At 48.0% G+C, this 21,537-nt stretch carries 17 protein-coding genes and 1 pseudogene; all 18 read left to right on the forward strand.

What is annotated here, in order from left to right; translation table 11 throughout:
- The first annotated feature begins 93 nt into the window (after positions 1-93).
- The 18 genes and pseudogenes from AA84_RS0101890 to AA84_RS16860 all read left to right on the forward strand — a co-directional run bounded on the left by AA84_RS0101890 (position 94) and on the right by AA84_RS16860 (position 21,431).
- Complete coding sequence (locus AA84_RS0101890; protein WP_028975794.1) at positions 94-1,374, forward strand: aspartate aminotransferase family protein; 1,281 nt, start codon at positions 94-96, stop codon at positions 1,372-1,374.
- A 15-nt stretch (positions 1,375-1,389) separates the two neighbouring features.
- Positions 1,390-2,370 (forward strand): C-terminal binding protein, encoded by a 981-nt coding sequence (locus tag AA84_RS0101895; protein WP_028975795.1) that lies wholly within the window; start codon positions 1,390-1,392, stop codon positions 2,368-2,370.
- Between the two features lie 428 nt (positions 2,371-2,798).
- Positions 2,799-3,284, forward strand: coding sequence for an S-ribosylhomocysteine lyase (locus AA84_RS0101905; RefSeq protein ID WP_028975796.1), 486 nt, complete (start codon positions 2,799-2,801; stop codon positions 3,282-3,284).
- 44 nt (positions 3,285-3,328) lie between these two features.
- Positions 3,329-3,622: a hypothetical protein gene (locus AA84_RS0101910; protein WP_223362443.1), complete on the forward strand. Its 294-nt coding sequence runs from the start codon at positions 3,329-3,331 to the stop codon at positions 3,620-3,622.
- A 138-nt stretch (positions 3,623-3,760) separates the two neighbouring features.
- A complete protein-coding gene (locus AA84_RS18210; protein WP_051577759.1) occupies positions 3,761-4,234 on the forward strand; it encodes a VanZ family protein in 474 nt (157 codons plus the stop codon).
- A gap of 165 nt (positions 4,235-4,399) precedes the next feature.
- Positions 4,400-5,473 (forward strand): M42 family metallopeptidase, encoded by a 1,074-nt coding sequence (locus AA84_RS0101920; protein ID WP_028975798.1) that lies wholly within the window; start codon positions 4,400-4,402, stop codon positions 5,471-5,473.
- A 596-nt stretch (positions 5,474-6,069) separates the two neighbouring features.
- Entirely contained in the window at positions 6,070-7,119 is a 1,050-nt protein-coding gene (locus AA84_RS16855) for a PucR family transcriptional regulator (RefSeq protein WP_051577761.1), read from the forward strand.
- Positions 7,071-7,214, forward strand: a complete 144-nt coding sequence (locus AA84_RS19600; protein WP_420542171.1) for a helix-turn-helix domain-containing protein — start codon at positions 7,071-7,073, stop codon at positions 7,212-7,214. Before AA84_RS16855 ends, AA84_RS19600 begins: the two co-directional genes overlap by 49 nt.
- Before the next feature lie 118 nt (positions 7,215-7,332).
- Complete coding sequence (locus AA84_RS0101930) at positions 7,333-8,700, forward strand: aminotransferase class III-fold pyridoxal phosphate-dependent enzyme (protein ID WP_028975799.1); 1,368 nt, start codon at positions 7,333-7,335, stop codon at positions 8,698-8,700.
- 142 nt (positions 8,701-8,842) lie between these two features.
- On the forward strand, positions 8,843-10,072 hold the full coding sequence (locus AA84_RS0101935) for a Zn-dependent hydrolase (protein ID WP_028975800.1): 1,230 nt from the start codon (positions 8,843-8,845) through the stop codon (positions 10,070-10,072).
- A gap of 140 nt (positions 10,073-10,212) precedes the next feature.
- On the forward strand, positions 10,213-11,751 hold the full coding sequence (locus AA84_RS0101940) for an NCS1 family nucleobase:cation symporter-1 (protein ID WP_028975801.1): 1,539 nt from the start codon (positions 10,213-10,215) through the stop codon (positions 11,749-11,751).
- Positions 11,752-11,794: 43 nt separating this feature from the next.
- Positions 11,795-13,138 carry an NAD(P)-dependent oxidoreductase gene (locus tag AA84_RS0101945; protein WP_028975802.1) on the forward strand — a complete coding sequence of 448 codons (1,344 nt, stop codon included), beginning with the start codon at positions 11,795-11,797 and terminating at the stop codon, positions 13,136-13,138.
- Between the two features lie 18 nt (positions 13,139-13,156).
- Positions 13,157-14,419 (forward strand): NAD-dependent dihydropyrimidine dehydrogenase subunit PreA, encoded by a 1,263-nt coding sequence (gene preA, locus AA84_RS0101950; protein ID WP_028975803.1) that lies wholly within the window; start codon positions 13,157-13,159, stop codon positions 14,417-14,419.
- Between the two features lie 3 nt (positions 14,420-14,422).
- Entirely contained in the window at positions 14,423-14,656 is a 234-nt protein-coding gene (locus tag AA84_RS0101955) for a hypothetical protein (RefSeq protein WP_028975804.1), read from the forward strand.
- A gap of 157 nt (positions 14,657-14,813) precedes the next feature.
- Positions 14,814-16,901: a hydantoinase/oxoprolinase family protein gene (locus AA84_RS0101960; RefSeq protein WP_028975805.1), complete on the forward strand. Its 2,088-nt coding sequence runs from the start codon at positions 14,814-14,816 to the stop codon at positions 16,899-16,901.
- A complete protein-coding gene (locus tag AA84_RS0101965; protein ID WP_028975806.1) occupies positions 16,901-18,670 on the forward strand; it encodes a hydantoinase B/oxoprolinase family protein in 1,770 nt (589 codons plus the stop codon). The genes AA84_RS0101960 and AA84_RS0101965 overlap by 1 nt, the downstream gene beginning before the upstream one ends.
- A 231-nt stretch (positions 18,671-18,901) precedes the next feature.
- Positions 18,902-19,012: pseudogene (locus AA84_RS18515) on the forward strand (ATP-binding cassette domain-containing protein); the annotation flags it as partial.
- 433 nt (positions 19,013-19,445) lie between these two features.
- Positions 19,446-21,431: a GH32 C-terminal domain-containing protein gene (locus AA84_RS16860; protein WP_051577763.1), complete on the forward strand. Its 1,986-nt coding sequence runs from the start codon at positions 19,446-19,448 to the stop codon at positions 21,429-21,431.
- The last annotated feature ends 106 nt before the right edge of the window (positions 21,432-21,537 follow it).

A 21,537-nucleotide genomic window follows, 5' to 3' on the forward strand; every position in this document is an offset into this window, starting at 1 on the left:
GTTTTTGAAAGGATCAGCATATTCCCCTGCACACGTCATACCTTTATAGCTAAAGCAGATTTTGAGGTGATCTTATTCTCAGGGGGCGTGTACATGAAGTTCGAGGATTATCGGCCCTATTTGAGTCCTGCATTGGCTAAGGCAACGGATCTGATTATGGAAAGTGGTCAGGGATGCTATTCAACGGATGTGAATGGTGTGCGTTATCTCGACTTTGTTCAGGGAATTGCGGTCAATGCGCTAGGGCATTGTCACCCGAAGGTCGTTGCGGCGATTAAGCAGCAGGCGGAGCAGTTGCTCACGGCCTCATTTAATGTGGTGAATTATCCGTCGACGCTTGAATTGGCGAAACGTTTGGCGGAGGTAACGCCAGGCAAGCTGAATTCGGTGTTTTTTTCCAATGGCGGGGCGGAGGCGATTGATGGCGCTTTGAAACTGGCACGTGCCTACACGAAACGGCCGGCAATGATTGCGTTTGAGGGTTCTTTTCATGGGCGGACGTTCGGGGCGCTGTCGGTGACGGGGTCTAAGGCAAAATACCGAAAAACGTATGAGCCGCTGGTCGGTTCGGTTTATTTTACGCCTTATCCGTCGAAGGATCTGTGTCCAAACGGATTTGATGAGGCGCAGCGGACGAATTTTTGTCTGGATGAATTGGATCATTTGTTTGAGTATCTGGTGAGTCCGGATCAGGTTGCGGCGATCATTATGGAGCCGATTCAAGGGGAAGGCGGGTACGTTGTTCCGTCGAAGGCTTTTGTTCAGGGCATTCGCCAGCGCTGTGATCGCTATGGAATTTTGTTGATTATGGATGAAATTCAGTCGGGATACGGTCGGACTGGAAAAATGTTTGCCGGCGAGCATTTTGATGTGGTTCCCGATATCATGACGGTGGGCAAGGCGATTGCGGGGGGATTGCCGATGAGTGCGGTGATTGCGACGCCGGAGGTTATGGCGGAATGGCATCCGGGGATGCATGGGACGACTTTTGGCGGTAATCCGCTGTGTGCAGCTGCTGCCTTAGCGGTTTTAGATGTATTTAAAGAAGAGCAGCTGCTTGATCACGTCAACGAGATCGGCGGCTATTTGAATGAACAGCTTCAAGAATTACAGAAAAAATATGCCTGTATTTCCGATGTGCGCGGGCTTGGGTTAATGCAGGCAATTGAATTTTCACATGCGGATGGCAGCCCTGCAGGGGACCTGCTGGCGAAGGTGCAGAAGGGGTGCTTAGAGAAGAAACTTCTGACGCTCGGTTGCGGCGTCCATGAAAACGGCATGCGTTTTGCGACACCGCTTAACGTAAAAAAGCAGGAAATCGATCAGGGCATTGCGATTATTGATCAGGTCTTGAGTCAATGGAGTAAAAAATGAGAGAGGATGACCGCCATGAACAAGCAGGTCCTCTACTATAATATTGATGATTCGCTTGACTATGAGCGTCAATTGCTTACGGAATGGAAGATTAATGATCTTGAGCTGATCGAAGTGAAAGATTACGAGAATCGGAAATCATTTGTCGACTATGCGCAGGATGCGGACGGTGTGGTCGTCGAGTATCAGCAAATCACAAAAGGTATTCTAAATCAACTGCCTCATTTGAAGATTGTTGCGTTGCAATCAATCGGTGTTGATAATGTCGATCTTGGCGCAGCGACCAAACGCGGCGTATGCGTGACCAACTGCCCGGGATTCTGCTCCAAAGAAGTTGCACTGCACACCATTGGCATGATCATTGACCTGACGCGGAAGATTACCTATTTTGATCGCACGGTGCGCCAGGGAAAATGGGATCCGCGCCTGGGCTACACGACGCATCGACTCGAAGGTAAAACGGTTGGCCTTTATTTCTTCGGCAGTATTCCGCGGGCAATGATTCCGATGCTGCAAGCACTGAATGTGCGTATTCTTGCCTATGCGCCAACCAAAACCAAAGAATTTCTGGAAGCCTATGGTGTGGAAAAGGCGGAAACGTTTGATGAACTGCTTACTGAAGCGGATATTGTCTCGCTTCATTGCCCGCTCATGGACACAACCCAGCATTTGATTTCAGAACGGGAACTGAAGCTAATGAAAAAGACTGCTTTTTTGATCAATACCGCCCGCGGCAAGGTCGTTGATGAGGCGGCTTTGATCAAAGCGCTCAAAGGCGGCGATATCCAGGCGGCTGCACTTGATGTGATCGAGGATGAAGATACGGAACAAAGTCGCCTATTTTCTCTTGAGAATACAGTAATAACCCCGCACGCTGCCTTTGTTTCAGAAGACTCCTTTTACGCAGCACGAAAAATGACGCTTGAACAATTGGTTCAGCGCTTGAGTGCAGATCAAAGACCCACGCATCTCGTCAATCCAAACGTTTCTTATTAATGGATGACCCAAAAAACCTTTGAGGGCCGGATCGTTCTCAAAGGTTTTTTAATCACTATAATACCTAGTTGACATATATGATTTATCAATATAGAATAGTTTTAACTCATTGACGAGGGATAGAATCGCTGGCTGCGTGAGGATTAGGAGGGCCAATGGAAACCAAGGAAAGCATCTATTCGAATTTGATCAATCAAACAAAATCGCTATTCCAACAAGAGTTCGATTTGGTAGCGAATATGAAGAATATAGTTTAATAAAGAATTGGTTCTGACGGCATTTCAGCACGATACGTTTCTGCATCAGCCGCAAAAGCATATCAGACGCAATCGGTTGCAAACACTATCAAAAAAACATATAACGGTGTATATGTACCCGCGTTTAAATGATACGATAAATATAAATGAAGCGAATAGGAGTGTTTCATCATGGCAAAAGTTGAAAGTTTCACCCTTGACCATACGAAGGTTCTCGCGCCTTATGTGCGCTTAATTGCCACACAAAAAGGACCGAAAGGCGATGTCATCCAGAATTATGACCTGCGCTTTGTACAGCCGAATGAAAATGCCATTCCAACTGCAGGACTGCACACGATTGAACACATGCTGGCAAGCCTTCTGCGCGATCGGCTTGAAGGCGTCATTGACTGCTCACCGTTTGGCTGCCGCACAGGGTTTCACCTGATTCTTTGGGGCGAACATGATCCGGTTGATGTCGCCAAAGCATTAAAAGGATCGCTTGAATTTATCGCCGGGCCGGCAACATGGGACGATGTTCAAGGTACAACCATTGAGAGTTGCGGCAACTATCGCGATCACTCGCTCTTCTCGGCAAAAGAATGGGCGAAAAAGATCGTTGAAGCCGGAATCAGCTCCGACCCATTTGAACGCAAAGTCGTCACAGAGTCGTTGTAAAACGATTAAGGAAAAGGTCTCAGCGTCATAACTGATGTCGTGATTTGCCACAGACTGGTGGCCAAGGCGTGCGTATGCCGATTGGTACATTTGGTTATAGTGCTAACATCGTTTATTTTTATGAGGGGATGTTTGGCAAAATGGGCAATGACGAGATCATCACGGAACTTGGATCTGAGGCTGTACTTAACTATGAGCGTATCACCGCATTATTCTACTTATTGATGGAGAAAGGGATCATCACGCAAGAAGAATTTGATCAGAAGTTCAAAAAAATTCATGAACACTTTGATGATCATCTCAAAGGGATTTTTGGAGATGAGGTTGATTCAGAGTAAACGTCTTTGACGTCAAAGTGTTCCTCAGGCGGCACTCGGACACTCTTGTCCGGGTGTTTTCGTTTGACAAAAAATCACGGTTGCCTAACACTTAATTTAATAGTAACTTTACCAAGATTCGTGTGGAGGAGGGATCGGATGAACGGTTTAAAACAAGCAATGATCAACATTGCCTTAACCTTTTCGATCCTTTTTGTTCTTTACTTGACGATGATTCCTCATGGTCTAATCGGTACCGGCAACTGGCATGGCGGTCCGGTGCATCATTTCAATGTGAACATGAATCCGCTGCATTTGTTCGATGATTTTCGTTCGGCCTCGATGAAGTACTTTATTATTGATGATCTAGGTAATGTATTGCTTTTTCTCCCGTTCGGTTACATGCTCACGTTAAAGTACCCGTACTTCAAATTCCTGCATCTTGTGTTTATGGGTGCCTTGTTCTCATCGATCATTGAATGCATTCAGCTTTTTCTGCCCAACCGCACCACCGATATTAATGATGTGATCCTGAATACAATCGGAACCGTAGCCGGCTACCTGCTCTTTCGATTTGTTGAAAAGGATGAGGAGAAGCAGCAGGTGAACAAGCGGAGTGATCACTCCGTTTGACTTCGAATGACGCACATGGAGAAAGAGTACTAAGATGGCGGTGGTACTCTTTTCTGTCTTGGAAAGTTGTCTATAGAATGTTTCTTGAGACAACTCTTTTTGAACGATACTATAATAATAATGAAATTATCATGTAGGTGTTTTAGAGACGAGAGGTGCATTTTTGTGGATAAGAAAAAGTCGATTCAATTGATTGAGCGTTTGTCGAATGCGCACGGTATCTCAGGTTTTGAGGACGAGGTTGCCGGCATTTTTACTGATGCGGTCAAGCCGTTCAGTTCGGTCGAGGAAGATCATATGCGCAATGTGTATGCGGCGCGAAATGGAAATAATGGTGCTCGTCCGGTTGTTCAGCTGGATGCGCACAGCGACGAAGTCGGATTTATGGTTCAGGCAGTGAAACCGAATGGCATGCTGCGTTTTGTGACGGTCGGCGGCTGGGTGCGCGCCAATATTCCGGCACACAAGGTGCGCGTGCGCAATCGCGATGGGCAATACATATCGGGGATTATCGCCAGCACACCTCCTCATTTTATGACCGCGGAGGAGCGCAAACGACTACCTGAGGTTTCCGAGATGGTGATCGATGTTGGCGCAACTTCTGCTGAGGAAGCGGTTCGCGATTTCAAAATTGACATTGGGGCACCGGTTGTGCCGGACGTGACGTTCGAGTATAACGAAGCCAAGGGTTTAATGCTGGGCAAGGCGTTTGACAACCGAATCGGTACGGCGGTGATGGCTGAAGTTCTGAAGGAATTGGATGGATCGGATCTTGACATTGATGTTGTAGCCTCGCTTTCTGCACAGGAAGAGGTTGGCGAGCGTGGCGCACAGGTCGCGATGAAGAAGATCAATGCGGATGTTTCAATCGTGTTTGAAGGTGCGCCGGCGGATGATACGGTGATGCCCGAGTATATGATCCAAACCGGGCTCAAACGCGGACCGATGCTGCGTCATTTTGACTCATCGATTATTGTAAATCCGCGTTTTCAAAAGTTCTGCCTTGATCTGGCTTCTGAAAAAAGGATTCCGACGCAACAGTCTGTACGAAGCGGAGGTGGCAATGATGGTGCGGTGATCAATCTGTATCACGGCGCGCCGACCGTTGTGATCAGTGTGCCGGTTCGTTATGCGCATACCTCCTATTGCTTTGTTGCCTATGAGGATTTTGTTTCGGCGGTGAAGTTGACAGTCGACGTGTTGAAAAAGTTAAATGCTGATGTTATTGAACGGTTCTAAACATTTGAGCGTGGGAGCAGACCTGATTTTAGGGTCTGTTTTTTTTTTTTTTTTTAACATGAACTTGCTGAAACTGGGATAAGCAGCATATCTGTAATCAATCAAATTGAGATATGAGTGAGACGCCCGCGGCAAGCAAGCCAAGGAAGCCCCCTCAGGAAAATTGCGTGTTCGAGGAGGCTCCCGGATCGCCCTCGGCAAGCAGCTGAAGTGTCGTTCAAACTCAAGATTGATGGATCCAATCCTCGTCCTACGGGAGCAAGGAACGGGCTTAGTCAGGGTTTTCTGATCGCTTCCATTGATCGTAGCGATAGAGATCGATCAGAAGTGAGAGGATCACGGCATCTTCAAAGTGCTTCGGATCAAGTCCGGTGACGCTGTATTCCGGAGAGTGCATGTCTGAGTAATGTGGGTGAACTTTCTTTACATAGCATTGGACATGGGAAATGGATCGATTTATAGTCAAAGTAGATGTGAAAATTTTTAAACAAGTCAGAATAGGCTTTAATACAGGCTGATTACGTTTCTACTTTCGTTCGTTTTTGATTCAATGCTTTACTTCCTAAATGTTTCTTTGGATTGTAAGGGGGAATGAGATGATCACACTTAAGCATTTGTTTATGCTGCCGGAACTTTCAACGATCAAACCGGTCGCCGGAGAAGCGGGCATGTCGCGAACGATCTCCGGGGTCAATGTGATGGAAAGCGACTGTTTATTCGACTTTTTTAAGGCAGGCGAGCTGCTTGTCACGACGGGGATCAACATGGATCATGATGAGGAAAAGCTGATCACCATGGTGAAAAAAACCTATGATCACCAAGCATCCGGCGTGATCTTGAATGTCGGTCCATATATTCCGAGCATTCCCAATGAAGTCATGGATTTTGCAAATAGCCATCGGTTCCCAATTTTCAGTATGCCTTGGAGCTATCGTGTGGCTGATTTCGTGAAAATTACCGTTCAGTTTCTTGCAGCGGCGGAACAGAATCAATCCCGTTTCAGAGATTTGCTGTCAGAGCTGTTGTTCCAATCCGTTCCCGATCGTGCTTATGTGACTGCGGAACTTGAGCAGATCGGCGCGCAGGCGGATCAATCCTTTTCAATCGTGGTCTGTTCGTATGATTCGGATCAATTGCCGGTTGCGCTCGTCTATGGAATAGAGATGGAACTGTCGCGAAAATACCGACTGCTGCAATCGATGCATCGGGAGAATCAATTAATTTATTTGACTGTACAACTGCGCGGATCGGACTTGCCGCTGATGAAGCTGACCGAGGCAATTCGCGCCAAGAAGACAGAGTGGCGCAACCTTTCAATCGGGAGCGGAAGCGAATACCCGGTTATGGAGGCTCAAAGGAGTTACCAGGAAGCGCTGACGGTACTACGTCTGGCTAAACGTCATCCGTATTTGAAGATTTGTGAGTTTAATGATCTAGGTGCCTATCGCGCATTATTATGGATGTGCGCGATCCACGCATCATTGAGCGCTTTTATCAAAAGTATCTTGGGCAGCTGTACCGTTATGATCAACTGCATGAGACTGATTTTGTTCCATTTCTTCGTGTTTTTCTCGAAGAGGATGGACGCACGGCAACGATTGCTCATAAAAAATTTATTCATCGGAATACAGTCCTTTATAAAGTGAAAAAAATTGAAGCGATTCTTGGAGCAGATCTGGGGCATCCTTTTGTGAAAACGAATTTGCAGTTGGCCTTTATGATTGAAGATCTGATGCGATAATGTGCCTTGCGATTGTGCAAGTGCACATTATTTTTTGGCTGAATGTTCATTGTTTTCTGTTTTTATCGTTATATCATTAAATTATGTTAATTCAGAAAAATGGACTGGAGATGGCGCAATGGAGCACCTTGATGACCAGCAAATTAAAGAAGACGATCGAAACTATGTCTTACATTCATGGTCTAAACAAAAAGACGTCCATCCTAAGATCATTAAAAAAGCGCAAGGAATTTTTTTCTGGGATGAGACAGGAAAAAGGTTTTACGACATGTGTTCACAGCTTGTCTATCTGAATGTGGGCCATAATCATCCGAAGCTGATGGAGGCGTTCAAACACATCGGTGAAATCCCGCTTTCCGCACCGGGGTTTGCGACAGAATCGAAGGCAGAGCTTGCCCACAAGATTATTGAGGTTGCGCCAAAGAACATGGCCAAGGTCTTCTTCGCCAATGGCGGTGCCGACTCGAATGACCACGCGGTAAAAATTGCGCGCATGTACTCGGGACGGTACAAAATCTTCTCACGTTATCGATCCTATCATGGCGCAACCTTTGGTGCCGGTAATTTATCCGGTGAAAATCGTCGTTTCACTGTTGAACCGGGACTTCCTGGATTCATTAAATTTGAGACACCGTACCTTTACCGGGAATCCATTGCTTTTGACAGTGAAGAAGCGGCGGCAGCTTTCTATCTGGATCGTCTCAACAGTCAGATCCTCTATGAAGGGCCGGAATCGATTGCAGCCATTTTCATGGAGTCGATTCCAGGTAGCAACGGCGTACTGATTCCGCCAAAGGGTTATATGGAAGGTGTACGGGAGCTGTGCACGAAATATGGGATCCTGATGATTTGCGACGAGGTCATGGCCGGTTTCGGGCGCACCGGGAAAATGTTTGCGGTTGAACATTTCGGAATTGAACCGGACATGATGACTTTTGCCAAAGGCGTGACCTGCGGCTATAGTCCACTTGGCGGTGTGATTGTCAGCAAGCAGATTGCTGACTATTTCGATGATCATGTGCTGATGACCGGATTGACCTATAGTGGGCACACGGTCTCCACACAAATCGGCTGCGCCACGCTTGATGTGTACAAGGAGGAGCACTTGATTGATCACGCGGCGGCGATGGGCGATGTTCTGGCAGAGCGTCTCGATAAGCTGAAACGTTTTGCATCCGTTGGCGAGGTGCGCTGTATCGGACTGTTCGCGGCAGTTGAACTCGTCAAAGACAAGGAGACAAAAGAACCGCTGATCGCCTATGGGATGGATTTCGGCAGGGATAAAGTCGGACTGATGAAAAAATTCGTCGGCATGCTGATGGCCCAAGGCTTTTACACCTACTCACATGAATCGAGTGTGATGATCGCTCCGCCGCTGATTATTACCGAAGCGGAAATTAATGAAGCGATGGATCGCTTTGAAGCTGCTTTGACTCAGTTTGAAAAAGAGGTTCTGTTCGCAGATTCGAAGTTGATGACGCCTTAATTAAGCGGTTTGCTCATAAAATGCGCCATACGTTTGACCGCAATGAAAAATAATTTTTTTACAGTGAAATGGAGTTCGAGACAACGCGTGTCATTTGAGCCGGTTCAGCAAGGAAAAATTGTTTTACGGAGGCGGGACGCTCGTGCAGGAACAGAAGCTGAAGATTAATGCGGAACGGTTGAAGGAGACAATTGAAAAATTTGCGGATTTTGGGCGCACTGAGAAGAATGGGGTCACGCGACTATCGCTTTCAAATGAGGATATCGGTGCACGGGACTACCTGGTCTCTTGTTGTAAGGAGCTAGGGATGAGTATCAAGGTTGACGATGTTGCAAATGTGTACGCCACAATGGCAGGCAGCGAGGACCGACCTCCGCTGGTGATGGGGTCCCATCTCGACACGGTGAAGAAAGGCGGTCGTTTTGACGGTGTGCTCGGCGTTATTGCCGCACTGGAAGTGGCACGAACGCTGCATGACCACCGCATTCAGCCGAAAATTCCGTTCATGCTCGTTGATTTCACGAATGAAGAAGGTGCACGTTTTGATCCGGCGATGATGTGTTCCGGAATCATCTCCGGAAAATTTGAGAAGGCGCAAATGCTGCAAAGTATGGATTCGCAAGGCATGACTTTTGGAGAGGCATTGGCGGCGAGCGGTTATGAGGGCGATGCGGCCAATCGACTACAGGAAGCGACCGCTTATTTGGAAATGCATATTGAACAGGGGCCGGTGCTCGAGAGCGAAGCACGTTCGATCGGCATTGTTGAGGGCGTTGTCGGTATGGTGAATGACGAGATTGAGGTAACCGGGGCATCAGATCATGCTGGAACGACACCGATGCCCATGCGCAAGGATGCGTTGTTTGCAGCGACCGATGCCATCGTCCTACTGAGGAAGAAGTTGAATGAGCTGGATTCTGATTTGGTTTATACGATGGGACGAATGCTGGTGGCTCCGAATATTCATACCGTGATTCCGAATCGAGTGACGTTCACACTCGAAGCGCGGCACAAAGATATGAATGTTGTGGCACAAGTCGTTCAAGCGATTAAAGAGCTACCAGAAACTTTGGGCGGCTGCACAATTAAGGTTCGAAAATTATGGGGGAGAAAGACCGTTGCCTTTGACCAGACGCTTTGCGACAGGTTGGAACAATCGGCACAAGAGCTGGGTTATACCTATAAAAGAATGTACAGCGGTGCCGGTCATGACGCTCAGTATATAGCCGATTACATTCCTACGGCAATGATTTTCGTTCCAAGCTTGGATGGCAAGAGCCACTGTGAGGAAGAGTTTACGGACTATGAAGATTGCGCAAAGGGGGTGAATGCGGCCCTGGATACAGTGCTTTCCATCCTTAGTCCGGCGTGATTCTTGCAATGATTCTTTTTTTAATAGCTTTCGTGATCAAGAGAGAACAAGGCTTTGAGCTTTGTGATGGTTTTGCCTCTATGAACGAGGTCTTGTGATGGTTCTCCTGCAACTCCAAATTAAATTAGGGAGGAAGACACATGACGAAAACGCAAGTTGAGCAAAACGGTATTGTAACATTGACCAGCGAAGCTGCTGAAACGCTTAAAGACAGTCATCTGTTGAATGAAGATTTGCGCCCGACAACGAAAGAGGAACATCATTGGACGGCATATAACTTTGCTTCACTTTGGATAGGCATGTGTATCTGTATCCCGACGTACACAATGTCGTCCGGACTGATTGCACTGGGGATGAACTGGTGGCAGGCAATCGTCACGATCATTCTCGGAAACTTGATCGTTCTGATTCCAATCTTGCTGAATACGCATGCCGGTACGAAGTTTGGCATCCCTTATCCGGTATTCGCACGTCTTTGGTTCGGATCAAAAGGGGCACATATTCCGGCGATTGCCCGGGCAATCGTTGCCGCGGCTTGGTTCGGTATTAACTGCTGGTACGGTGGTGCGGCGATCGATACGCTGCTTGTCTCAATGACCGGTTGGGAACAGGTCGGCGGGCACTTGTTCATCGCGTTCTTTGCATTCTGGGCTCTGAATGTATTGATCGCCTATCGCGGACCGGAAGCCATCCGTAAAATGGAATTCTGGGCTGCCCCGGTGTTGCTCATTCTCGGTCTTGCCTTGCTGATTTGGGCATTAACTGCTGCCGGCGGCTTTGGGCCAATGCTTTCTGCTCCTTCTAAATTTAATTCAGTCGGCTCGTTCCTAGCCATCTTTTTCCCTGCATTAACCGGGGTCATCGCTTTTTGGGCAACCTTGGCTCTAAACATTCCTGATTTCGGACGCTACGCGAAAAGTCAAAAAGCGCAAGTGGTTGGTCAATCGATTGCACTTCCCGGTACGATGGGACTGTTTGCGTTCATCGGTGTTGGGGTCACCTCGGCTACCGTCGTTATTTTCGGTGAAGCGATCTGGGATCCGGCTGCACTTCTTTCTCATTTTCCTCCATTTGTGATCTTCATCGGTACAATTGGCATTATCCTAGCTGCCTTAACGACCAATGTTGCTGCGAACGTCGTCGCTCCGGCTCGTGCGGCAGAAAATCTTTATCCGAAAAAAATCACCTTTGCCGGCGGTGCCATTTTAACTGGTCTGCTTTCGCTTGTGATGCAGCCATGGTATCTTGTTGGCGATATCGCCAATTACATTTTCGTCTTCCTCAACGGATACGGCGCGCTGCTTGGTCCGATCGATGGAATTGCAATTGCCGATTATTGGTTTGTACGCAAACGTCGTCTTGCATTGAGCGAGTTGTATAAAAGCGACGGTCGATACAGCTATGCTTCCGGCTTTAACATGAAGAGTATTTATGCCTTGCTGATCGGAATCGTGATTCCGGTACTTGGGCTCTTTATCCCGGCACTTTCCTTCCTGTGGCAAAATGCATGGACATTCGGTCTGATCATCTCCGGGTGCGTGTACGGATACCTGATGCGTCAAAGCCCGAGCATGCTCAGCGAGGAAGAGTACGCCTCGATGACGGTGATGATGGATTCAGCAAGTACGTCAAAAAAATTAAGTGGCAATGTAATCAAATCCGATCCGGAAAACGTCTGATTCACGCAATGAATGACGGCTGAATACGAGGAGATGATTGGTTATGGATTCTGCAGCAACGAATGCTTGGAAGATCTTCGATGAAGTGAAGCCCGACATGAAGCCAAAAGAAGTCATGGAGGAAGCGAATCGCTGTTTGTTCTGTTTCGATGCACCGTGTATGAAGGCCTGTCCAACCCATATTGATGTTCCGTTATTCATCAAAAAGATTACAACCGGCAATATGAAAGGGTCGGCGCGTATCATTATGGAAGCGAATCCGGTCGCAGCAACCTGCGCGCGGGTATGTCCAACCGAAGAATTATGCGAAGGTGCTTGCGTGCTCAACGATGCGTCACTACCAATTATGATCGGCGATCTGCAGCGGCATACGATGAACTGGGCGATGAAAAATAATCCGCAATTGTTTGAGGCAGGCGAGCAGAACGGCAAAAGGGTTGCAGTAATCGGTGCCGGTCCGGCCGGGTTGTCTTCGGCTCGGGAACTTGCGCGTTATGGCTATCAAGTAACGGTTTTTGAGAAACAAGCGGAAGCTGGAGGTCTGGATACGTACGGGATCGTTCCCTTTCGGCTTCCCAAGCATGTTGCGCTTTGGGAAGTCGAGCAGATCAAGAAACTCGGCGTGAGCATTCAAACGAATACTGAAGTCGGAAAAGATGTATCGATTCAAGCGGTTCTTGATGGGTTTGATGCAGTTATCCTGGCCATCGGTATGGCTCATGTACCGCCGCTTGGCATTCCCGGAGAAGAACTTGACGGCGTATTTGATGCGATTCAGCTGATTGAACGTGTAAAAAGCGGCCACGTCACGGATCGTTTCTCCGGGAAAAAGGCAGTCGTGATTGGTGCCGGGAATACGGCCATCGACGCAGCGACTTGTCTAAAACGATTGGGTGCGGCTCGCGTGCAAATCGTGTACCGCCGTTCTGAGAAGGAAATGACTGCTTATCCGTTTGAATACCGTTTTGCCAAAGAAGAAGGCATTGAATTTCGCTGGCAAACACAGCCGAAAAGGATTGAAGGCGACGAAAACGGTAACGTTACAAGCGTTGTCTGTGCGCCAATCATGCTCGGCGAAAAAGATGCAAGCGGGCGCCGCCGTCCAATCGAAATTGACAATGCTCCATTTCCCATGAACACCGATGTCGTGGTCAAGGCGATCGGACAAATGCGTGATGTACCATTGATTGAGGCATTTGATTTGGCTCATGATCACGGTGTTGTGGCGGTTGACCCGCTGACTTACCAAACATCGAATCCTAAGGTATATGCTGCCGGTGATGTGATTTTCGGTAATGGAAAAGGCGAAGCGATGGTTGTTGCAGCTGCGGAGCAGGGGAAAAAGACAGCACAAGCGATTCATGAGCAGCTGCTCAGCAAAATTTAAAACTGAGGAGTGAAGGCGATGGCGGATTTGCATATTGATTTTGCAGGCATTAAGTCAAAGAATCCTTTCTGGCTGGCTTCCGGACCACCGACCAACACCGGCTATCAGGTGCAGCGTGCATTTGACGCCGGTTGGGGCGGTGCCGTATGGAAAACACTGGGTGATCCGGTCATCAATGTAACGTCACGATTCTCAGGATTGAATTATGGCGGGCAGCGTGTGGCTGGTTTTAATAATATTGAACTGATTACGGATCGTCCGCTTGAAGTCAATCTGCGCGAGATCAGAGAAACGAAACGTGCCTATCCTGATCATGCAATCATTGCTTCGCTCATGGTTGAGCCAAAACAGGAGAAATGGCATGAGATTGTCAAACGTGTTGAGGATGTTGGTGTTGACGGTCTGGAACTCAATTTCGGCTGTCCGCATGGAATGGCTGAGCGCGGTATGGGTTCTGCCTCAGGGCAGGTTCCGGAATTGGTCGAAAAACAAACCTATTGGACAAAAGAAGCAGCAGAAACACCGGTGATCGTCAAATTAACCCCGAACATTACGGATATTACGGCAACTGCCTATGCGGCTGCTCAAGGCGGAGCCGATGCGATCAGCATGATCAATACCATTAATAGTTTAATGGGCGTTGACCTGGACACATGGAATACAATCCCGAATGTCGCCGGCAAAGGGACACACGGCGGTTATTGCGGACCTGCAGTGAAGCCGATTGCCTTGAGCATGGTTGCCGAGTGTGCGACGCAGCCGGATATTCCGGTACCAATCTCCGGGATCGGCGGGATCGAAAACTGGCAGGATGCCGCAGAATTTATGTTGATGGGTGCATCGAGCGTGCAGGTATGCACGGCTGCCATGCATCATGGCTTCCGTATTGTTGAGGATATGATCGACGGATTGAACAATTATTTGGATGAAAAAGGTCTTGCTTCCGTTTCGGATTTGGTCGGGCGTTCTGTTTCCAAATATAAGAAATGGGGCGACCTCGATTTGAATCACAAAGTGGTTGCCCGTATCAATCAAGACTATTGTATTCATTGCAACAAATGCCACATTGCCTGTGAGGATGCAGCACATCAGTGCATTGAATTTTATACAGAGTCCGACGGTACCCGTGCACTCAAAGTGCGTGAACAGGATTGCGTCGGTTGCAACCTTTGTTCCATTGTCTGTCCGGCAGAAGGCGCGATTGATATGATCGATCAGCCAAGTGACGTTTCGATGACTTGGAACGAACGCCAGCGCCTGATCAGTACGTTTGGAGGTTGAGCAATGCAAGAACACCAGCTTTATTTAGATGAAAAGCAAAAGATTGACACGTTGCTTGAAAATAATTTTTGCATTGTCGGTATCATTGAAAATCTTAGTGGCACATTTGTTGCATTCAAACAGGCTGAGGAGACAGGAAACGCTCCGCAAGCGACGGTGCAGCTTCTGATTCCAGAAACTCGGAAGTATGTGACGAACTTGCTTTTTACCAGTAGACTTGATCAATCCGTATCTTAAGCTGGAAAGATTGTTCCTAATGCAGGTTTTGTGCTGAATTAAATTTTGTTTAAACTGCTTACATTTTTTTAAGTCTGAATTTTTAAAGATCGTTTTCGACTTTCTTTTAAATATGCTTTGTAATTCGTTTTCGAATTGTGGATGGAGGCTGACGCTTATGAAACTTATTGGTGTAGATATTGGTGGTACATTTACCGATGTGATTTACACAGATACGGATACCGGTGTTTCAAAGATTCATAAAACGCCAACGACCACAAACGACCCATCAATTGGCATGGTCAATGGCATTTTAGAACTATGCAGCCGTTACGGGATTGATCGCGGCAGTGTCGATCATGTTTTCCACGGTACGACGATTGCAACCAATGCTGCTCTGGAGCATAAGGGGGCGAAAACGGGACTGATTACGACGGAAGGCTACCGTGATCTTTTGCAGATCGGCCGGCACCAGCGACCAGAAAACTATTCGATCACTCAGGATATTCCGTGGCAGGATCGCTCAATGGTGGCGCGACGCTATCGAAAGACGGTTTCCGAACGGATCGGTGTGCTCGATGGAAAGGCCTATGAAAAAGTGCCACTTGATGAGGAAGCGGTCATCAGCGTTCTTGATGATTTTAAAAAGGAAGGCGTCGAGTCAGTTGTGGTCGGGTTCTTATTCTCTTATTTGAATCCGGATCACGAAGAGCGGGTGAAGGAGATCGTCCAGGAAAAGTTTCCTGATTTTTATATCACGACTTCAGCAGAGATTTCGCCTCAGTTTCGTGAATTTGAACGGTTTGCGACGGCTTCGATGAACGGATTTGTCGGTCCGAAGATGAAAGGGTATATCGAAGCGCTTGAATCACGGCTCGCTGATGCCGGCATCGATTGCGATCTGCTGATTATGACATCAAATGGCGGAGTGGCCAATTCAGCAACAATTTCTGAAAAACCGGTTCTGACCCTATTATCGGGTCCGGCAGCAGGGGTGCTCGGCGGCCAATGGGCAGGAAAATTGTCCAATCATGAACGGCTGATTACCTTTGACGTCGGCGGAACAAGTGCAGACATCGGGATCGTGACCGAGCGCGGATTCTCGGAATCTTCTGCCGGCGATACTGAAATTGCCGGTTACCCGCTACAGGTGCCGATGATTGATATTTATACGATTGGTGCGGGCGGCGGAAGTATCGCTTATGTTGATGCCGGCGGCGCATTTCAGGTTGGCCCGCAAAGTGCCGGATCCTATCCGGGTCCTGCCTGTTACGGACGCGGCGGCGATCTGCCGACCGTGACCGATGCCACGCTCGTGCTTGGCCGTCTCGATCCGGATCACTTCCTGGACGGTGAGATGGAGATTTTCCCGGAAAAGGCGGTTGCTTCGGTTCAGCACCTGGCTTCCGTGCTTGGGCTTGGGCTCTATGAAACTGCTGAGGGCATTTTAACGATCGTGAATAATAATATGGCCAACGCGATCCGATCGCGTACGATTCAGAAAGGCTTTGATCCGCGTGAATTTAGTTTGGCGGCGCTCGGCGGCGGTGGACCGATGTGTTCGATCGAAGTGGCAAAAATTCTCGATATTCCGGAAGTCATCATTCCGCCGTATCCGGGAATTACGTCAGCAACCGGTCTGCTCACGACCGATTTGAAGTATGATGCCGTTCAGACGATTTTTGTGGCGAGCGACAAGGTCGATTTGGCGTATTTGAACGAGCGTTTTACGAATCTTGAAAAAGAAATTACGGCTCAATTGATGGATGCAGGGTTTGAGAAGGAACAAATTTCGCTCCTGCGTTTCTTTGACTGCCGCTATGTCGGGCAGGGCTATGAGCTGCGCATCCCGGTTGCTACAGGGGTAATTAATGAAAGCAACGCGTCGGCTATTTGGAATACGTTCCATGAGGTTCATAAACGTGAGTACGGGCACTCCTTTTTAAATAACCCGGTTGAAATTGTCAACATGCGTGTTACCGGCGTCGGTGAAATGCCGAAGATTGGTGATCCTGATTTTGCTGAAGGAAGCCGTTCGCTTGATGAGGCTCTGGTCAAAGTGGCTCCGGCATGGTTCCGCTCAAACAGCACGTTGAAATCATTTGACACGCCGCACTATATGAAAAGCAAGCTGCCGATCGATGAAGCTTTTGCAGGTCCGTGCATTATTTTGCAAAAGGATACGACATCCGTTATTCCGCCGAACTGCGCGGCAACGATGAGCGCAAACGGAAGCATCATCGTAAAAATAGGGGGCGAAGCGTAATGGTAGATACGAAGAAAGCGATCGACCCGATTACGGCACAAGTTCTAAGCGGTGCACTGAAAAATATTGCGATTGAAATGGGGCACAAGCTCGCGCGTATGTCCTATTCCAGTATCATTCGCGAATCCAATGATTTTGGCTGCGCGCTGCTTGATGAAAACGGACAGCAGCTTTGCGAGTCGGTAAACAGTACACCGCTGCAATCCGGTCCGATTCCCGGCTACCTCCAAGGTATTCGTACGATTATGGCCGAGCGCGGTGATGATTTTAAACCGGGGGATGTTATTCTCCATAATTCTTCTTTTTATGGTGCGACACACCAGCCGGATTGCGGTTTCTTTGTTCCGGTCTATTATAAAGGTGAGTTAGTTGGCTTTTCGTGCTCAACGGCGCATCAACTTGATCTTGGCGCGCTGTCTCCAGGCTCCATCGGGATCATCGATGCAGTGGATTGTTTCGCAGAAGGGCTGCAGTTTAAGGCGATCAAGGTTTATGATGAAGGAAAACCGAATGATACTGTTTGGCAGCTGATTCGTGATAACGTGCGCGCCACTGATATGGTTGTCGGTGATATGGAAGCACAAATTGCAACGTGCCGGATCGGCGCACAACGCTATTTGGAATTGGTCGAAAAGTTCGGACTCGAGACTGTCCGAGCGGCACGCGACTATATGATCGACTATTCGGAGCGGATCCTGAGAAACGAGATTGCGAAAATACCAGACGGCACGTATCATTCGTCCGGCTACATCGACGGATACTTGGATAGTGAGGATCCGAAGCGAAAGGACTTGAAGTTCGAGGTCAACCTGACTGTAGAAGGCGATGACATGATCGTTGACCTGACCGGAACCTCGGATCAGGTCGATGACCGGCCGATCAACATGCCGTTTCCGGGAACTACAGATATGGCGGTGTACCTGACGATCCGAACCATTCTGCTGGATTCGAAGAAATTCGGCTACATTCCGCAAAATGCCGGAATGGTGAAACCGATTAAGATCATCGCGCCGGAAGGAACGCTTGTAAACCCAACTTACCCGGCACCGACGATCTCTCGATTTTGTCCCGGCAATGCACTTGCCGATACGATCATGCATGCACTCGGTCAGGCGGTTCCAAATCAAATTTGCGCCGGCATCGGCAATTTGTACATGGTCGCCTACAGCGGGATGATTGATAAAAGATACTGGGTATACATGGATATTATGGCCGGAAGTTCCGGCGGACGCTTTGGGAAAGACGGTATGGATGCGATCGATGTCTTGTATGCTAATACGCGAAACAATCCGATCGAGGATATCGAATCGCATCAACCGCTGAGTGTGACTCGTTATGAATTCCCGGACAATGCCGCAGCCTCAGGAAAATATCGCGGCGGTGTCGGTCCGATCCGTGACATTGAATTTACCGATGAAGGCGGATTTTCTGTCGAAGGCGAAGGACAAAAATACGCGCCATGGGGTTTTGCCGGCGGCTGTGATGGCACGCCAAGCACGCTGATTTTCCGTGATCGCGCGGGTAAGGAGACGGTACTCCCGTCAAAGGTTCCCTATAAGAAAACCAACCCAGGCGAAACGCTGGAGATCATCGGTCCGTGTGGCGGCGGATACGGTAGCCCGTTCGAACGTGATCCGGAAGCCGTTCTTGGCGATGTGCTTGACGATTATATCACGTCCGAACGTGCCAGAAACGAGTTTGGTGTCGTTATCGAAGACAATAAAATTTTGTGGGACGAAACCGAACTGCTGCGCAGTACTCAAGCATGAACACTGATTCTATTAGGAGCCTTTGGGCGATTGAACCCTTGCAGGGAACAATTGTCCGAAGGCTTTTTCGCAAGAAAAGAAAGTTTGAAGTTTTGACCAGTTTGTACTGGAATAAATTTCGTCTTCAATAAAATCAGCTCCAGACACGTAAGCGCGAGGCGCTTGCGGAGCGATCCTGTTGATCGCAGGCCAGGGGAGACCCGCAGGTAACGGTATGTACGAGGAGGCTCCCAGTTGTCGGGCGGCGAACAGCAGAGGGTCTTTTTGGCACAAGCACTTGCTCAAGAGCTTGAGATCTTACTTATGGATGAACCGATGAATCACCTTGATTTGGCCTATCGGTTTTTGGTCCTTGTTGCCTTTAGAATCACTAGGCACAAAGCATGATTCTTCGATTTGAGTCAATCAGCCTATGCTTTTCAGTGTTTTTTTCCCTTAAGTCAGTGTGTCTCATCACGATAAAAAAGGCAGTTAGTGTGCTTTTTCTCTGGGCTGTGTTTTCATTTTCAATCTTAGTGTTTAAAAATACTAAGGCGTGCACTGGAAAATGTCCGGCAACTTTTCCTGCTGCAATCGAGAATTCTACGGTGAATCAGTGCAACACACAAGGTTGGTATGAAAATTGCTGGATTTAGTGCGGCGGATGAAACCAATCGTGCTCAGATTCGTTGAGATGCATTAGATTTTGTATCCGGAAGGAAGGAGGAGGAACGATTTATTTGTGAAATGATCGACCCACAAAATGAAAACGCTTAACTAAAGGGGAGAAAAACGATTGAAAAAAATACTAACGTCTTGGATTGCTGCGCTGCTCATTCTCGGGATCATTGGATCGGTATTTCCTGCACAGGCGAAGGCAGCAGCTGGCTCCTATCAAGAACCTTACCGCAATCAGTATCATTATTCGGCGAAACAGAATTGGCTGAATGATCCGAACGGGTTGATCAAATACGACGGCGTTTATCATATGTTCTATCAATATAATCCTCAGGGGAATGAGTGGGGAAACATGTCTTGGGGGCATGCAACGAGTACGGATCTTGTTCATTGGAAGGAACAGGATGTCGCCATTCCGGAGAGTGACGAAAATGCATGGGTCGATTTCTGGATGAAGACAAAGGACGATGCAAAACCGGTTCATTATCTTGGCCGCCCGACAACAAATTGGGATGTTTGGAATCCGAACGGTAAGCGCTACATTTTCAGCGGCTCAGTGATTTTGGATAAAGACAATGTCGCAGGCTTTGGAAAAAATACACTGATTGCTTATTATACAAGTACCTATCAGGTTGCCGTTCGCGATGATGATTACAGCAAAGATCAACTTGGCAACTTGCTGGGCATCCGTGAAGTCCAGGAACAGAACATGGCGTACAGTACGGACGGTGGCAAGACATTTAAAAAGTACAACAACCAGAATCCGGTTATTCCGGTAACCCAAGTACCGACCAGTGATGCGGGAAATTTCCGTGATCCGAAAGTTGTTTATGATGAAGCGAATAAGCAATGGGTTATGCCGGTCGTTTCCGGGCAGGAAGTTGATTTGTTTACGTCAACAAACTTGAAGGACTGGACCTTTCAATCGGCGATTAAGCGCGCACATGATGTCGGCAATGGCGTTTGGGAATGCCCGGAACTGATCCCGATGAAGGTCAAAGGCACGAACAAGACAAAATGGGTGCTTTCGCTAAGCGTGCAGCAAGGGGCACCTGCGGGCGGATCCGGAATGCAGTACTTTATCGGCAATTTTGATGGGAAAAAATTCATTCCGGATTCTGATGAAACGATGAAAAATCCACAGTGGCTCGATTTCGGTGAGGATTTCTATGCCGGTGTTACGTTTGGGGAAACGCCTGGACGAACGATCATGCTTGGCTGGATGTCGAATTGGAACTACGTTGGTGAGCAGAAGACCACACCATGGCACGGAGAGATGACCTTGCCGAGAGAATTGACGCTCGTTCGTGACAATAGCGGCTATTCATTGAAACAGGCGCCTGTGAAAGAAGTGAATCAATTAAGCCAAGGGGAAACAGCTTTAGATGTTCGGAAGATTCATGCGCGCGCTCAATCAGAAAAAACGATCGATATCAAAAACTTTTCCGGCACGCAGTATAAAGTCAGCGCTGATTTTTCATGGAAGAAAAATCAAGCACCGAATCGTCTTGGCGTTAAACTCAGAGCTTCGGAAGACGGTTCGAAATACGTTGCAGTTGGCTATGACCCAAGCAGCAAGCAGGTTTATCTTGATCGAACAAAAGACGGCGAATCGATCACAAGACAGAATACCAAGGTGAAGCTGGACGGAAATCCAACCAACATCAAACTGGCGGTTTACGTCGATACGTCTTCGATTGAAGTATTCGTGAACAATGGAGAAAAAGTGCTGACTCAGGTGGTTTATCCGAATCCCGAACAGCCGTCCGATTCAAAAGGGCTGGCATTCTTCGCGGAAAGCGGAAAAGTGACCATTACCCGGGCTGTCGGCGAGCATTTCGAAAGCATCTGGGGCAACAATCCAACAATCAACGCCCCTGATCATCAGACGGTCAGCTATCGATCTGAATTCGATCCGCTCGATGGAGTTCGCGCGCAGGATCCAAAGGATGGCGACTTGACTTCGGCAATCAAGGTATCCGGCGACAAAGTGAATACCAAGAAGCCGGGAACGTATCGCATCACGTATACGGTTTCGAATGTTGCAGGCGTTCAAGCCAAACATCAAACTACGGTTCGCGTAACGCCGCGTGAAAAAAAATAACCTTTTCATCAATCAGGCAGGCTGCTTTACAGCACCTGTCTTTTTTCTGTCTTCAGAGAAAACCAATGTGTTCACGGGCAATGTTCACGGTCGGAAAATTGAGTTA

Origin of the sequence: Sporolactobacillus terrae DSM 11697, assembly GCF_000648615.1 — a bacterium.
GTDB classification, from domain to species: Bacteria; Bacillota; Bacilli; order Bacillales; family Sporolactobacillaceae; genus Sporolactobacillus; species Sporolactobacillus terrae.